Source organism: Novilysobacter longmucuonensis (assembly GCF_046600735.1).
In the GTDB taxonomy this organism is placed as follows: Bacteria; Pseudomonadota; Gammaproteobacteria; order Xanthomonadales; family Xanthomonadaceae; genus Novilysobacter_A; species Novilysobacter_A longmucuonensis.
The window spans coordinates 90,629-104,889 of record NZ_JBJMAW010000007.1 but is presented as its reverse complement, the minus strand read 5'-3'; the positions used below and the strand labels follow the sequence as shown (position 1 = coordinate 104,889).

Below are 14,261 nucleotides of genomic sequence, written 5' to 3'. Positions count from 1 at the left end.
AATGACGATATCGACCGGCGGCCTGCTGGAACACCTCAGTGACTACCTCGCGTTGCTCGGCGCGCTCGCTCTGGCGTTTCCAATCGGCTGGAACCGCGAGCGGCACGGCAACATCATGGGCGTGCGCACGTTTCCGCTGGTGTCAGTGGGCGCATGCGCATACGTGCTGATCGCGCGCGAGTTCATCGGCGACGACGCCCCCGATGCCACCGCCCGCATCATGCAGGGCCTGATGACGGGGATTGGTTTTGTCGGCGGCGGCGCGATCCTCAAGCACGACGACTATGTCTCCGGCACCGCGTCGGCCGCGAGCATCTGGGTGGTCGGGGCGATCGGGGCCGCGGCCGGCTTCGGCTACTGGGGTCACGCCATCGTACTGGCGATCCTCAACTTTGCGGTGTTCACCTGGTTCGGCCGTCTGAAGAAGCAGCGGCCGGAAGACTGACGTCGTCGCGCCACGACCTTTAGCTGCGCTTCTTGATGATGCTGAAGCTGCCGTCGGTCTCCATCACCACCGCGCGGGCATCGGCGGGATCATCGATCCCGTGGTTGCGCAGCGCCTGGCGCACCTCCTGCTCGTTGACCCGTTCCCTGCGCATCGTCTGGTGCAGGAACTCGCCCTCGTGCAACAGCAGGGTCGCTTCGCTGGCCACCAGATCGTGCACCGCGCGCCAGCGCGAGGACAGCCAGGTGATGAGGAACTGCAGGAATATCAGCAGCGCGAGCGCCAGCACGCCCTCGGCCAGCGACACCTCGCGGCTCAGCAGGATCGTGGCGAGGGTCGAGCCCAGCGCGATCGTCACCACCAAGTCGAAGGCGTTCATCTTGGTCAGCGTGCGCTTGCCCGACACGCGCAGCAGCACGACCAGCGCGACGTAGGCGCAGATGCCGACCAGCAGTACGCGCAGCAGGTCGTTCCAGGAGTCGAAGAACATGGATCGCAGCCCAAGCGGTGTAGGCCATGACACCGCGTTCGGCGCGTCGGACGCGTGAAGGCTCGTAACCTGTAGGAGCGGCTTCAGCCGCGATCCGGGACCGGACGAGCCGCCATGCATCCGATCGCGGCTGAAGCCGCTCCTACAGCGCCATCCGACTCTCGAACATGCGCTCATGGCCGCTCAGCGGATCGACGAACCTCAACGACTGCGCCAGCAACTGCAGTGGCCGTTCGAAATCATCGGCCTGCCGCTCGCGCAGCTCCGGATAGAACGCGTCGTTCGCGATCGGTGCCCCCAGCCCGGCCATGTGCACTCGCAACTGATGCTTGCGCCCACTCACCGGCTCCAGCGCATAACGCCACAGCGCGCCGCCACGCTGCAGCACGTCGACGCGCGTCTCGCTGTTGGCGTCGCCGTCGACCTCACGCATGCGGAAGAACGGCTCGCCCGCGACCAGGCGGCTGCACCGCACCAGCGGGAACCTCAGCAACGGCAGCGCCGGCGCGATGGCCTCGTAGCGCTTGCCGATGCGGCGCTCGCGGAACAGCGCCTGGTAGCGGTCGCGCGTGCGCGGATCGGTGGCAAACATCACGAGCCCGGCGGTATCGCGATCGATGCGGTGCAGCGGCACCAGATCGGGATTGCCGAGCCGCCGCACCAGCCGTGCCAATAGCGTCTCCGCGACGAAGCCGCCCGCCGGCGTTACCGGCAGGAAGTGCGGCTTGTCGGCGACGATGAGGTGCGCGTCGGCATGGACGATGCGCTCGGCGAACGGAATCCGCGGCTCGTCCACGACCTCGCGGAAGTAGTAGACCTCCGCCCCGACCCGATAACGCGCATCCGCCTCGATCGGCCGCCCCGCCTCATCGAGCACTCGCCCGCGCGCAAACCGCTCCAGCCACGCCGCCCGCGTGATTGCCGGAAAGCGCGCACACAGCCCGTCCAGCACCGTCGCCCACGGCCCCGGCGGCAACTGCAGACGGCTCGCGGCGATGCCATCGGCGTTCGGAGGCGGTGGTTTCATGCGGACAGGGTAATTGTCCTGCCCTGCGGCGTCCGTTGGGGTGTCCGGATTGTGCCGGGCAGCCATTCAAGTGCTGCGGCACCGGCACCAAGCGGCCGCCCCGCTTGCGCTACTGCAGAAATCAAGCACCGGCTTGTCCGCTCGACGATCGCACCCGCGTTCCCCCGAGGTACGGAAGTGGTGGTGGGCAGGGAACGGCACCTTCGGGGGCGCCTGGGGTTCCTGTCTGGTCAGCGCGCCTGGCTCGCCATGCGCCGCCAGGAGGTGCGACACCAGGACAAGCCCGGTTGCTGTTCACTGGAACAGGTTGATGACGATACACGCAGGACAAGACCGCGCTGTGCGTTCAGACGCAGCCCCTTACCCGGCACCGCTTGTGCTCGGGGAGTTGGGGGTCTCGGCGGCAGCGATAACGGTCATGACCGCTTTGGACCGCCAGCCCCTGCAAGCGGCCTGGCGGTCCATGCTGGCATCCAGGCCCGGCATCGAGATCCAGGGCGAGCCGGTCGTGGACCCGACCCGCCTGACGACCTGCCTGGAGCGCCACCAACCCAGGGTGCTGCTGCTCGACAAGGCGTTGCTGGACCGCCTGGATCCGATGTCGCTGCAATGGATCCGCCAGCGCTGCCCCCGTGTGCGCGTGCTCCTCGTGTCGGAAGAGATTTGCCGCAGCGCGGTCGCCGACGTGTTGCGCAACCGGTTTCACGGATTGCTGCTGACCACCAGCCCGCCCGATCTCTGCCTCAAGGCTATCCGCGCCGTCAGCAAGGGCGAGCTGTGGCTATCGCGCCGCTTGCTGGCCCATGTCGTCACCGACCCGACGTGGCCACTGCCTCCTGCGGAAGCCGCGGCATCCGATCCGGACCGCCCCCACGCCATGGACACGCTCACGCGAAGGGAGTTTCAGGTCGTTGCGCGGCTGCGACGGGGCTGCAGCAACAAGGAAATCGCGCGCGAACTCGGGATCATGGAAGACACCGTCAAGAAGCACCTCAAGAGCGTCTTCGCCAAACTCGGCGTGCACCGCCGCGCGCTGGTGATCCTGCAGGCGGCGGGCGCCAGTGATTCTCTATCCAGGTTGCGCTGGTAAAGGGCCTGCCCCCTCATGAAGCGGCAGACCCTGTTGCGTTCCCTGCACCGCTGCGCGGGTCAGTTGCCCGGCTCCGGCGGCTGCGGGAATTCCCGCTCTGCAAAGCACTCCACATTGGATGCCTGATGCGGCCCCACCACCGACGCCAGGTGCAGCGGTGGATCATAGATCGGACCGATGGCCCAACCATCGCCATGGGCCAGGTGGGCCGCGATGGCTTTTTCGCTCTTGGCCCCGATCACGATCCCGAGGAATTGATTGCCGGTAAGGATGATTCTTGACCCGTCCTGCAGGATGAAAGTGCAGTTGCCGGTGGCTTCGCAGTTGGCGCCCAGGTCTCGTGGCCCGCCGATGTTGTGACACAACAGCAGTTCCTCGGGCGGAGGCGGCGGCGGAGGCGGCGGCGGATCATGTTCACCCTCGCCCGCGAGGGCAGAGCCGGCAATCAAGGCCGCGCCGATAGCCAGCGCAGCCGTCATCAGTGACTTCTTCGTCCCGATCATTTCAGTCTCCTTGTCCAGGGGGATGCACGTATGTCGTGCGCGTGGGACTCACTGGTCATGACGCGGTGCCCGCGCGTTCCTTTTGTCCCTCCCGCACCGTGCCAGAGGTGAAATCACGGGACCATTCCACGGAAGGGGTATTCAGAGGCTTGCGCGACGCGCGGAAAACGCGGCGCTCTTGTAGGAGCGGCTTCAGCCGCGATCGCACGCCGCGGGAGCGCTGACCGGAGCGTCGGCTGCGCGGAAGTTAGAATAACGGCCCTTTTCCGGCCGGCCCTCACCCTCATGGCGCTCAAATCCACCGTGGTCAAGGCGGAACTGCAGATCAGCGACATGGATCGGCACTACTACGCCACCCACAACCTCACTCTCGCCCAGCATCCCTCGGAGACCGACGAGCGGCTGATGGTGCGGCTGATCGCGTTCGCGCTGCATGCCGACGAGCGCCTGGAGTTCGGCCGCGGCCTCAGCAGCGAGGACGAGCCGGACCTGTGGCGCCGCGACTACATCGGCGACGTCGAGCAATGGATCGACCTCGGCCAGCCCGACGAGTCGCGCATCAAGAAGGCCTGCGGCCGCGCCCAGCAGGTGGTGGTGGTGAACTACGGCGGTCGCGGCTCGGACATCTGGTGGGACAAGATCGCCCCGTCGCTGTCGCGGCTGAAGAACCTCACCGTGATCGACATCCCTACCGACGTGGTCGATGCGCTGGTCACCCTGATCCAGCGCGGCATGCGGCTGAACTGCCTGATCCAGGACGGCGAGACGCAACTGATGAGCGACACCATCAACGTGGTGCTGCGGCCGGGCGTGCGCATGGCCGCCGCCGACGCATGAGCGCGTGACCGCACCGCTGCCCATGCCGCCGGCGGACAGGCAAGCAATGGACGTGGTGGTCGTCGGTGGCGGCGCCGCCGGACTGATGTGCGCGATCACCGCCGGGCAGCGCGGCAAGCGCGTGCTGGTGATCGAGCACGCCAACCGGATCGGCAAGAAGATCCTGATGTCGGGCGGCGGCCGCTGCAATTTCACCAACACCGGCACCACACCGGACAACTACCTCTCGGCCAACCCGCACTTCTGCAAGTCAGCGCTGGCGCGCTACACCCCAACGCACTTCATCGAGATGGTCGAGCACCACCGCATCGCGTACCACGAGAAGGAGCTCGGGCAACTGTTCTGCGACGAGTCGTCCAAGTTGATCGTGAAGATGCTGCTGGACGAATGCGCCGCCGCCGGGGTGCGGGTGGAGACCAGTTGCAGCGTCCAGCGGGTGCTGCACGACGCCGGAGACGCCGCGCCCGCGGGCGGGTTCGCAGTGCACACCACGCTCGGCGCGTTTTCCGCACCGGCGCTGGTGGTCGCCAGCGGCGGGCTGTCGATCCCGAGCATGGGCGCCAGCGGCTTCGGCTACGAGCTCGCCCGGCAGTTCGGCCACGCTGTCCTGCCCACCCGCGCCGGGCTGGTGCCGCTGACTCTCAGCGGCAAGCACCAGACGCGTCTGGCCGAACTCAGCGGCATCGCGCTGCCGGTCACCGCGCAATGCAATGGGCAGAGCTTCAGCAATTCGATGCTGGTCACCCATCGCGGCCTCAGCGGGCCTTCGATCCTGCAGGTGTCCTCGTACTGGCAGCCCGGCGACGACCTGCAGCTCGACCTGCTGCCCGGTCGCGACGCGCTCGAGACCCTGCAGTTGCTGCGCATCGAGCGCCCCGCCGCCGAGCTCAAGACCGTGCTTGGCGACCTGTTGCCCAAGCGCTTCGCGCAGCGCCTGTGTGAGGTGTGGCTGCCGCACGTCGAGCCGGCGCGGCCGATGAAGCAGTTCACCGCACCGCAGTTGCGCGAGGTCGCCGCGATCCTGCAGCGCTGGCCACTGGTCGCCAGCGGCACCGAGGGCTACCGCACCGCCGAGGTCACCCTGGGCGGGGTCGACACCGCTGAACTGTCATCGAGCACCATGCAGTCGCGGCGCGTGCCGGGGCTGTATTTCATCGGCGAGGTGGTCGATGTGACCGGCTGGCTCGGCGGCTACAACTTCCAGTGGGCCTGGGCGTCGGGGCATGCGGCCGGCGGCGCGGTGTGACGCGGTAGCCCCACGTTCGTAGGAGCGGCTTCAGCCGCGATCCGGAGCCGGACATCGGCCATGCATTCGATCGCGGCTGAAGCCGCTCCGACAGGGCCTCCGCGGCCTCAGTGCCGCAGGTCCATGCGCTCGTTCTCCGACAGGCTGCCCGGGTTGTTGGTCACCGCGGTCAGCGCGAAGTACAGGGCCTTGCCCATGGCCGTGCCGGGCCCGTCCCAGTACTCGGCGCTCTCGGCCTCGACCCGGATCAGGCACAGGTTCGGGTCGTCCTTGCCGTTGGGAAAGAACAGCTTCATCGCCGGCGACCACAGCTGCTCGATCCTGTCGCGGTCGCGCACCAGCGAGGCGCGACCGGCGACGGAGACGTAGCTGTTCTTGCCCTTGGAGGCGTAGGCGACATTGACGTGGGGATTGGCCTCGATCTCGGCGGCCTTGCCGCTGTCGTACTCGCTGGCAAACCACAGGTCGCCGTCGAACTCGACGTCCTGTGTGCCCAGCGGGCGGCTGACCAGCCGGCCATCGGGCGCGACGGTGGTCAGCATCGCGATATCGACATCGCGGATCAGTTCGGCCAGATGCCTGATGTTGGCGGCGCGGTCGTTCATGGCGTTCTCCGTCTCTCTTTGCGAGAGCTGCGTCGGCGAGGCGCTGGGTCGTGCGCCCGGTGGCCCACGATCTAACCGCGCCGGCAGGCAAAAGCGGGTGAACGACACGGTGGCCACCGCTCGCCGCCGCGTTAGAACGGCGCCGGCAGCCCGAGCAGCGCCGCGAGCACCAGATACAAGCCCAGCAGCACCACGCCCCATAACACCAGCTTCAACACCAGGCCGGCGGCCTTCAGCGCGAGATATCCCACCACCACCACGATCAGGATGCCCAACCAGCTCATGCGCCGCCTCTCCGGAAACACCACCGCTCGAGCTTATGCCACTGGCTCCTGACGTGCGCGAAAACCGCCGCACGGCTGCGTCCCTGGTGAGCGGCCAACACCGGTGGTTGCGCAGGGCCTGCGCTAACCTGACGCTCCCGCTTTCTCGAGAGTGCGCCGGCCATGTCGCGTTTGTCGCTTTTCGCCCTCTGCGGGCTGTTGGGCCTGCTCACCGCCTGCGCCGACCCCGGCCCGCCACCAGGCGGCCGCATCGCCGAGCTGCACCACATAGACACCCGCATCGGCAGCGGCGCCGTCGCCAGGCCCGGCCAGGACGTGACCGTGCACTACACCGGCTGGAACTATGACGAGAACGCCGCCGACCAGCGCGGTGAAAAATTCGACAGTTCGGTCGATCGCAACGAGCCTTTCACCTTCCTGCTCGGCGCCCGACGCGTGATCCGCGGTTGGGACGAGGGCGTTGCCGGGATGCGCGTGGGCGGCAAGCGAGTGCTGATGATCCCGGCGGAGTACGGCTACGGCCGCAAGGGCGCCGGCGGCGTGATCCCGCCGAACGGGTCGCTGGTGTTCGAGGTGGAGTTGCTGGAGGTCACAGAGCGCTGACGGCGAGCGAGCTTTCTCCCCCTTTGAAAAAACGGGGACACAGGGGATTTGCTTCTGCTCGGCGGTAACTTGTAGACAGGCATGGCCCCCGGCTACCGCTACCTAGCCCAGTCGTGGATAATAGTGATTCTCATTTGCCACTTGCCCGAGGTGTTTCCCGTGCGAACCCTACTGCTGTCCAGCGCTGTGCTGATCGGCCTCGCCGCCTGTTCTAGCCAGAACTCCAGCCAGGACTCCAGCCAGCAGGCGCAGGGCGCCGCCCCAGCGTCCGATGGCGCCGCGCCGCAGGAGCTGGTCGTCTACACCTCGCGCAACGAGCAACTGGTCAAGCCGCTGTTCGATCGCTACACCGAGAAGACCGGGGTCCAGATCGAGTACCTGACCGACAAGGCGCCGCCGCTGATGGAGCGGCTGCAGGCCGAAGGCAGCCGCACCCCGGCCGACGTGCTCATCACCGTCGATGCCGGCAACCTGTGGCAGGCGGCCAATCTGGGCCTGCTGCAGCCGATCGATTCGGCGGCGCTGCAGACCAACATCCCGCAGAACCTGCGCGACCCGGAGAACCGCTGGTTCGGCCTGTCGGTCCGCTCGCGCACGCTGGTCCACGATCCGGAGGCGACCCCGGCCTCGGAGCTGTCGACCTACGAGGACCTGGCCGATCCGAAGTGGAACGGCAAGCTGTGCCTGCGCACCAGCAACTCGGTCTACAACCAGAGCCTGGTCGCGACCATGATCTCCACGCTCGGTGCCGAGCGCACCGAGGAAGTGGTCCAGGGCTGGGTCGCCAACCTCGCCGCGCCGCCGTTCGCCAACGACACCGCGGTGATCGAGGCGATCGACGCCGGGCGCTGCGCGGTCGGCATCGTCAACAGCTATTACCTCGGCCGTGCGCTGCGCGACAACCCGGAGCTGTCGGTGGCGCCGTTCTGGCCCAACCAGGGCGATGGCGGGCGCGGCGCGCACGTCAACGTGTCCGGCGCCGGCGTGACCGCGCATGCCGACAATGCACAAGGCGCGCAAGCGTTCATCGAGTGGCTGTCCTCCGGCGAGGCCCAGGGCCTGTACGCCAACGAGAACATGGAGTTCCCGGCCAACCCGCGGATCGACGCGGCGCCGCTGGTCGAAGGCTGGGGCGAGTATCGCCAGGACCTGATCAACGTGTCCGAAGCCGGCCGCCTGCAGGCCGAGGCGGTCAAGCTGATGGACCGTGCCGGCTACCGCTGAGCCCGCTCCCGCGGTATTGCGGGTGCTGCCCGCCCGCCCACGGCGCGCTTCGGCCTCGCCGTGGGTATGGCTCGCGGTCGCGTTGTCGCTGCCCAGCCTGGTGCCGCTGCTGGCGACGCTCGGGTCGCTGACCCGGCCGGACGCCGCCACCCTCGCCCACCTCACCGATTACGTATTGCCGCACGTCGGCGGCAATACGCTGTGGCTGCTGCTCGGCGTCGGCATCGGCACCTCGGTGCTCGGCACCGCGCTGGCGGCGTTGATCGCACTGTGCGAGTTCCCGGGCCGGCGAGCATTCGCATGGCTGCTGGTGCTGCCGCTGGCCCTGCCGGGTTACGTGCTGGCGGTGGTCTTCATCGACCTGCTCGACTACGCCGGACCCGTCGCCAGCTGGCTGCGCGATGTCGGTGCGCCGGCGCTGCCGGAAATCCGCTCGCGCGGCGGGCTGATCGCGGTGATGACGCTGGCGCTGTACCCGTACGTGTACCTGGTCGCGCGCGAGGCGTTCGCCAGCCAGGGCGCCCGTGCGCTGGAGGCTGCACGTGCGCTCGGCATGGGCCCGTGGCGCGCATTCGCCCGCGCCAGCCTGCCGATGGCCCGGCCGTGGATCGCCGGCGGCACGCTGCTGGTGCTGATGGAGACGATGGCCGACTTCGGCACCGTGGCGGCGTTCAACTACGACACCTTCACCACCGCGATCTACAAGGCGTGGTTCGCGCTGTTCTCGACCGATACCGCACTGCAGATAGCCGCGGTGATGCTGCTGGTGGTGATGGCGCTGGTCGCGATCGAGGCGACCACGCGCAAGCGTCGATCCTTCGCCGCGCTCGGCCACCGCAATCCGCTGCGCATGCCGCTGGGCCGGCGCGCCTGGCTGGCGACCGGCTTCTGCACGCTGGTGCTGGCACTGGCGCTGTTGCTGCCGCTGTCGCGCCTGCTGTGGAATGCGCTCGCGCACCTGGCCGACCTGGATGCGCGTTATCTCCAGACCGTGACCAACGCGCTGACCCTCGCGTCGATTGCGGCGTTGCTGGTGACGGCGGCGGCGTTCGTGATCGCGATGGCCGCACGCGAGCGCCCCGGCCTGGCGACCACTGCGACCGCGCGGCTGGCGACGTTCGGCTACGGCCTGCCGGGCGCGCTGCTGGCGATCGGCCTGTACGTGCCGGTCGCCCAGTTCTCCACCTGGCTGGCGGACACGCATGGCTGGGACCTGGTGCTCGAAGGCGGGCTGCTGCTGTTGCTGGTCGCCTACGGCATCCGCTTCATGGCGGTGGCGCACGCGCCGGTTTCTGGAGGATTGTTGCGGATCAAGCCGAGCCTGCTCGAGGCCACGCGCGGCCTCGGCGTGACCGGCACCCGGCAATTACGGCTGGTGCACTGGCCGCTGCTGCGCGGCAGTTTCGCCACCGCCGCGCTGCTGGTGTTCGTCGATGTGATGAAGGAGATGCCGATCACCCTGATGATGCGCCCGTTCGGCTGGGACACACTGGCCACGCGCGTGTTCGAATTGACCAACGAGGGCGAGTACGCGCGCGCGGCGTTGCCGGCGCTGGCGATCGTGCTGGCCGGGGTGGTGCCGGTGATCCTGTTGACCCGACACACGTCTGTTGAAAAGCGGGGGCGCAATGCGGCTTGAGGTGGACAACGCGGCGGTCGGCTACGGCCCGCGCACGGTGCTCGAGGGCGTGTCCTTCACCCTGGAGGGCGGCGACATCGGCTGCCTGCTGGGCCCCTCGGCCGCCGGCAAGACCACCCTGCTGCGCGCAATCGCCGGCTTCGAGCCGCTGCAGCGCGGCAGCATCCGTGCCGACGGCCAGGTGCTCACCGGCGACGGCGTGCAGGTGTCACCAGAGCGGCGCCAGATCGGCATGGTGTTCCAGGACCACGCGTTGTTGCCGCACCTGAGCGTTCTGGACAACGTGCGCTTCGGCCTGTTCCGCCAGCCGCGCAGGCAGGCCGATGCACGCGCCCGCGAGATGCTGGAACTGGTCGGGCTGGCCGATACCGCGCAACGACATCCACACGAGCTGTCCGGCGGTCAGCAGCAGCGCGTCGCCCTGGCCCGCGCGCTGGCGCCGCAGCCGCGACTGGTGCTGCTCGACGAGCCGTTCTCCAGCCTCGACCCGGACCTGCGCGAGCGCCTGGCGCTCGACGTGCGGGCCGCGCTCAAGCACGCCGGCGTCGGCGCTCTGCTGGTCACCCACTCGCAGATCGAAGCGTTCGCGATGGCCGACCGCATCGGCGTGATCGGCGACGGCCGGCTGCAGCAATGGGCCCGCGCCTATGACCTCTACCACCGCCCGGCGAGCCGCTTCGTCGCCGATTTCGTCGGCGAGGGCGCGTTCCTGCCGGCCAACATCCTCGGCGAGGGCCGCATCGCCACCGCGTTCGGCGAGGCCACCGCACGCAACCTGGCGGAGGCGCTGGGTTCGCAGGTTGAAGTGTTGCTGCGCCCCGACGACGTGATCCACGACGACGATGCGCCGGTGCAGGCGCAGATCGTGCACCGCCATTTCCGCGGCGCCCAGTTCCTGTACACGCTGCGCCTCGACAGCGGCCACCTGGTGCAGTCGCTGGTGCCCTCGCACCACGACCACGCTATCGGCCAGCGCATCGGCATCCGGCTGGACCTGGAACACGTAATCGTATTCGCACGTGCCGACGGCGACGCCGGAGCGACCCGCGGCAGCTGACCGGCTGGCGCGACCACGCTCAAGGATTCCTGCCGGACGCCGTAATATGCCCCGGGGGAACCGATTTGCAGCCACCAGATTCCATCAACGCCGCTCGTGCAGCACGAGGTGCTGGCTCGCCGCGCGGCATCCGGGCGCGGCCAGCGGGCGCAGGCTGGGCGCGCGTGGCGGCCGGCTTGCTGCTGGCCGCCGGCCTGCTGGTAAGCGCCGCACCCGCCGCCGCCCGCCCCACCGTGCCCGCGGTGACGCTGGATCCGGACAAGGCGATCACCCAGCTGGTCCACGACGTCTGGGACACCAAGCAAGGCCTGCCCGACCGCCGCGTCGCCGCGATCGCTCAGACCCCGGACGGCTATCTGTGGCTCGGAACCGGTGCGGGGCTGGCCCGCTTCGACGGGGTCCGGTTCACCCGATTCCAGTCCAGCGACCATCCGCAGATCGGCAACGACGACATCCGCGCGCTGCACGTGGATCGCGAGGGAAGCCTGTGGATCGGCACCTACGGCGGCGGCCTGACCCGACTGCGCGACGGGCAGTTCACGCGCTACACCACCGCTGACGGGCTGGTCCACGACATCGTCTACGCGATCTCGGAGGTGCGAGACGGCGCGTTGTGGATCGGTACCGGCGGCGGGGTGTCGCGGCTCCAGGACGGGACCTTCACCAGCTACACCACCGAGGACGGCCTGGCCGGGGACCGGGTATTCCCGGTGATCGAGGACCGCGACGGCACGGTCTGGATCGGCACCTACGGCGGCGGACTGAGCCGCCTGCGCGACGGCGAATTCACCACCTACCGCGCCGAGGACGGGCTCGGCAGCGACCTGGTCCTCGATTTGCATCAGGACGACGACGGCACGATCTGGGCCGCGACCTACGGCGGCGGCCTGGCGCGTCTGAGCGAGGGGCGTTTCTCGCGGTACCTCGCCGGCAACGGCAGCGGCCACGACCGGCTTGTGAGCCTGCTGAGGGACAGCAGTGGCAGCCTTTGGATCGCGACTTACGACGGTGGACTGATGCGCCTGCACGACCGGCACTTCAGCACCTTCGCCCGGCCGCAGGGGCTCACCGACGACCTGGTGCTGGCGCTGTTGCAGGACCGCGAAGGCAACCTCTGGGTCGGCACCGCCGGCGGCCTGGAGCGGTTCCACAACGGAAAGCTGACCCACTACTCCACCGCCGAGGGCCTGTCGCACGATCGAGTCTACGGGGTGTACGAGGATGCCGACCAGGACCTGTGGATCGCCACCGAAGGCGGCGGCCTGAACCGGTTTCGCGACGGCCGCTTCAGCGCGTTGCGGGCCGACGACGGACTGGCCAGCGACAACGCCGTGTCGCTGGCCGGCCGTGGCGTGGGTGGCCACGATGACGGCCTGTGGGTCGGCACGATCGGCGCCGGCGTGAGCCTCTGGCGCGACGGTGTGTTCGAGACCTTCGGCCCGGAGCAGGGCATCCGCGGGCTGGTATATGCCATTGCCGAGGACCGCGAGGGCGGCGCCTGGGTCGGCAGCTCCGAAGGCCTGAGACGGCTGACGGACGGCCGCTTCAGCCCGGTCGCAGCCGACCACGAGGCAATCGGCCACGGCGTACGCAGCCTGCTGCCGGGCCGCGATGGCGCCCTGTGGGTCGGTACCAACGGCGCCGGACTGGTGCGCATCGCCGACGGCGAGCTCACCACCTGGACGGTCGCGGACGGCCTGGCCGGCGACTTCGTCTATGCGCTGCACGAGGATGCGCAGGGCACGGTCTGGATCGGCAGCAAGGATGGCGGGCTGAGCCGCTACCGCGACGGGCGGTTGTTTTCGTTCGCCCGCCCAGGCGGGCTGGACAAGGCGGCCGTGTACCAGATCCTCGATGACGGCCGCGACCTGTGGCTGAGCCATCCGAGCCAATTGCTGCGCGTGGCGAAGGCGCAGCTGGATGCGTTCGCCGGCGGCCGCATCGACCGCATCGCGAGCACTGCCTACGACGAGGCCGACGGGCTGCGCGGCGGATTCAACGGCGGCTCGCAACCGGCCGGGTGGCGGGCCACCGACGGGCGACTGTGGTTCGCCAGTGACGCCGGAGTGGTGGCGGTCGATCCCGCGTCGATTCCAACCAACCCGTTGGCCCCGCCGGTCCACATCGAACAGGTGTTGGCCGACGGCCGGCAGATCAAATTTGCGTCCGGGCAAGGCCCGGCTGCGCACCCTGCGGTGGAGATCGAGCTGCCGCCCGGCGACGGCAATTTCGAATTCCACTACACCGCACTAAGCCTGGTGGCGCAGGACCAGGTGCGCTTCAGGTATCGGCTCGAAGGTTTCGACAACGGCTGGGTGGATGCCGGACCCCGCCGCAGCGCCTATTACACCAATGTGCCGCCCGGCAGCTACCGGTTCGAGGTGATCGCCAGCAACAACGATGGGGTCTGGAACGAACAAGGCGCTGCGGTGGGCTTCAGACTGGCGCCGGTGTTCTACCGCACCGCGTGGTTCTACGCGCTGTGCCTGGGCGCGTTGTCGCTGCTGGTGGTGGCGCTGTACCGCCTGCGCATGCGAAGCCTGCGTGCCCGTGAGCGCCTGCTGTCGGCGACCGTGGAGGAGCGCACCCGCGAGTTGGCCGCGGCCAACGCGCTGCTGCAGCGGATCTCGTCACTGGACTCGGTGACCGGCATCGCCAACCGGCGCACCTTCGACGACAAGCTCGCAGAGGAGTGGAACCGCGCGGCGCGGCAGGACCGGCCGTTGTCGGTGGTGATGATCGACATCGACGACTTCAAGCGCTTCAACGACAACTACGGGCACCAGAAGGGCGACGAATGCCTGCGCCAGGTTGCCGATGCCCTGCAGCAGGGCGCGGCCCGCACTGGCGACCTGGCCGCGCGTTACGGCGGCGAGGAGTTCGTGATCCTGCTGCCCGACACCGATGCGGCCGGCGCGGCGGGCGTGGCCGAGCGGTTGCGCGGCGACATCGAGGCGCTGGCGATCCCGCACGCGTTCGCAAGCACGATGAAGCAGGTCACCATCAGCGCCGGGGTGTGCACGTTGTTCCCGCGGGTCGACCTGTCGCACGACGAGATCATCAACCGCGCCGACCGCCACCTGTACCAGGCCAAGCGCACCGGCCGCAATCGCGTGGTCGGCGACGCGCAGGTGCAAGGTGGGGCCAAGAGCGACGATCCGGCGGACCTTGAGCAAACCGGGTCGTGCAGCTAGGGCGCTGGTGCTGTGCC

General features: G+C 68.8%; 14 protein-coding genes. 9 read left to right on the top strand and 5 right to left on the bottom strand.

All coding sequences use genetic code 11. The annotated features are described in order from the left end of the window. Position 1: 1 nt before the first annotated feature. On the top strand, positions 2–445 hold the full coding sequence (locus tag ACJQWM_RS08910; protein WP_332703984.1) for an MgtC/SapB family protein: 444 nt from the start codon (positions 2–4) through the stop codon (positions 443–445). A gap of 19 nt (positions 446–464) precedes the next feature. On the opposite strand, the gene ACJQWM_RS08905 is transcribed toward ACJQWM_RS08910, so the two are convergent. After that, positions 465–935 (bottom strand): DUF421 domain-containing protein, encoded by a 471-nt coding sequence (locus ACJQWM_RS08905; protein ID WP_332703986.1) that lies wholly within the window; start codon positions 933–935, stop codon positions 465–467. 142 nt (positions 936–1,077) lie between these two features. After that, positions 1,078–1,962, bottom strand: a complete 885-nt coding sequence (locus tag ACJQWM_RS08900) for a pseudouridine synthase (protein ID WP_332703987.1) — start codon at positions 1,960–1,962, stop codon at positions 1,078–1,080. Positions 1,963–2,380: 418 nt separating this feature from the next. Between ACJQWM_RS08900 and ACJQWM_RS08895 the strand changes: the two genes are divergently transcribed. Beyond that, positions 2,381–3,052 carry a response regulator transcription factor gene (locus ACJQWM_RS08895; RefSeq protein ID WP_332703989.1) on the top strand — a complete coding sequence of 224 codons (672 nt, stop codon included), beginning with the start codon at positions 2,381–2,383 and terminating at the stop codon, positions 3,050–3,052. Between the two features lie 59 nt (positions 3,053–3,111). Here the strand turns inward: ACJQWM_RS08895 and ACJQWM_RS08890 are convergent, their stop codons facing one another. Beyond that, positions 3,112–3,555: a hypothetical protein gene (locus tag ACJQWM_RS08890; protein WP_332703991.1), complete on the bottom strand. Its 444-nt coding sequence runs from the start codon at positions 3,553–3,555 to the stop codon at positions 3,112–3,114. 285 nt (positions 3,556–3,840) lie between these two features. On the opposite strand from ACJQWM_RS08890, the gene ACJQWM_RS08885 reads away from it, so the two are divergent. After that, positions 3,841–4,392 (top strand): YaeQ family protein, encoded by a 552-nt coding sequence (locus ACJQWM_RS08885; protein WP_332703992.1) that lies wholly within the window; start codon positions 3,841–3,843, stop codon positions 4,390–4,392. 46 nt (positions 4,393–4,438) lie between these two features. Beyond that, a complete protein-coding gene (locus tag ACJQWM_RS08880) occupies positions 4,439–5,638 on the top strand; it encodes a BaiN/RdsA family NAD(P)/FAD-dependent oxidoreductase (protein ID WP_332704012.1) in 1,200 nt (399 codons plus the stop codon). 107 nt (positions 5,639–5,745) lie between these two features. Here the strand turns inward: ACJQWM_RS08880 and ACJQWM_RS08875 are convergent, their stop codons facing one another. Both ACJQWM_RS08875 and ACJQWM_RS08870 read right to left on the bottom strand, forming a co-directional pair. Then, positions 5,746–6,243 carry a pyridoxamine 5'-phosphate oxidase family protein gene (locus ACJQWM_RS08875; RefSeq protein ID WP_332703994.1) on the bottom strand — a complete coding sequence of 166 codons (498 nt, stop codon included), beginning with the start codon at positions 6,241–6,243 and terminating at the stop codon, positions 5,746–5,748. Between the two features lie 131 nt (positions 6,244–6,374). After that, complete coding sequence (locus ACJQWM_RS08870) at positions 6,375–6,527, bottom strand: hypothetical protein (protein WP_332703996.1); 153 nt, start codon at positions 6,525–6,527, stop codon at positions 6,375–6,377. A gap of 162 nt (positions 6,528–6,689) precedes the next feature. On the opposite strand from ACJQWM_RS08870, the gene ACJQWM_RS08865 reads away from it, so the two are divergent. The 5 genes from ACJQWM_RS08865 (at position 6,690) to ACJQWM_RS08845 (ending at position 14,244) form a co-directional block, all read left to right on the top strand. Continuing rightward, positions 6,690–7,130, top strand: coding sequence for an FKBP-type peptidyl-prolyl cis-trans isomerase (locus ACJQWM_RS08865; RefSeq protein WP_332703998.1), 441 nt, complete (start codon positions 6,690–6,692; stop codon positions 7,128–7,130). Between the two features lie 159 nt (positions 7,131–7,289). Continuing rightward, positions 7,290–8,354, top strand: a complete 1,065-nt coding sequence (locus tag ACJQWM_RS08860) for an extracellular solute-binding protein (RefSeq protein WP_332704000.1) — start codon at positions 7,290–7,292, stop codon at positions 8,352–8,354. Then, positions 8,338–9,993, top strand: coding sequence for an ABC transporter permease (locus tag ACJQWM_RS08855; RefSeq protein WP_411306771.1), 1,656 nt, complete (start codon positions 8,338–8,340; stop codon positions 9,991–9,993). The genes ACJQWM_RS08860 and ACJQWM_RS08855 overlap by 17 nt, the downstream gene beginning before the upstream one ends. Beyond that, positions 9,983–11,050, top strand: coding sequence for an ABC transporter ATP-binding protein (locus ACJQWM_RS08850; protein WP_332704004.1), 1,068 nt, complete (start codon positions 9,983–9,985; stop codon positions 11,048–11,050). The genes ACJQWM_RS08855 and ACJQWM_RS08850 overlap by 11 nt, the downstream gene beginning before the upstream one ends. A 164-nt stretch (positions 11,051–11,214) precedes the next feature. Then, positions 11,215–14,244, top strand: coding sequence for a diguanylate cyclase domain-containing protein (locus ACJQWM_RS08845; protein ID WP_411306770.1), 3,030 nt, complete (start codon positions 11,215–11,217; stop codon positions 14,242–14,244). The last annotated feature ends 17 nt before the right edge of the window (positions 14,245–14,261 follow it).

Excerpts from the sequence above, each read along its gene's own strand:
- ACJQWM_RS08865 (WP_332703998.1), top strand. The coding sequence starts at position 6,690 with ATGTCGCGTTTGTCGCTTTTCGCCCTCTGCGGGCTGTTGGGCCTGCTC.
- ACJQWM_RS08870 (WP_332703996.1), bottom strand. The coding sequence starts at position 6,527 with ATGAGCTGGTTGGGCATCCTGATCGTGGTGGTGGTGGGATATCTCGCG.
- ACJQWM_RS08885 (WP_332703992.1), top strand. The coding sequence starts at position 3,841 with ATGGCGCTCAAATCCACCGTGGTCAAGGCGGAACTGCAGATCAGCGAC.
- ACJQWM_RS08890 (WP_332703991.1), bottom strand. The coding sequence starts at position 3,555 with ATGATCGGGACGAAGAAGTCACTGATGACGGCTGCGCTGGCTATCGGC.
- ACJQWM_RS08910 (WP_332703984.1), top strand. The coding sequence starts at position 2 with ATGACGATATCGACCGGCGGCCTGCTGGAACACCTCAGTGACTACCTC.
- ACJQWM_RS08880 (WP_332704012.1), top strand. The coding sequence starts at position 4,439 with ATGGACGTGGTGGTCGTCGGTGGCGGCGCCGCCGGACTGATGTGCGCG.
- ACJQWM_RS08850 (WP_332704004.1), top strand. The coding sequence starts at position 9,983 with ATGCGGCTTGAGGTGGACAACGCGGCGGTCGGCTACGGCCCGCGCACG.
- ACJQWM_RS08895 (WP_332703989.1), top strand. The coding sequence starts at position 2,381 with ATGACCGCTTTGGACCGCCAGCCCCTGCAAGCGGCCTGGCGGTCCATG.
- ACJQWM_RS08875 (WP_332703994.1), bottom strand. The coding sequence starts at position 6,243 with ATGAACGACCGCGCCGCCAACATCAGGCATCTGGCCGAACTGATCCGC.
- ACJQWM_RS08905 (WP_332703986.1), bottom strand. The coding sequence starts at position 935 with ATGTTCTTCGACTCCTGGAACGACCTGCTGCGCGTACTGCTGGTCGGC.
- ACJQWM_RS08900 (WP_332703987.1), bottom strand. The coding sequence starts at position 1,962 with ATGAAACCACCGCCTCCGAACGCCGATGGCATCGCCGCGAGCCGTCTG.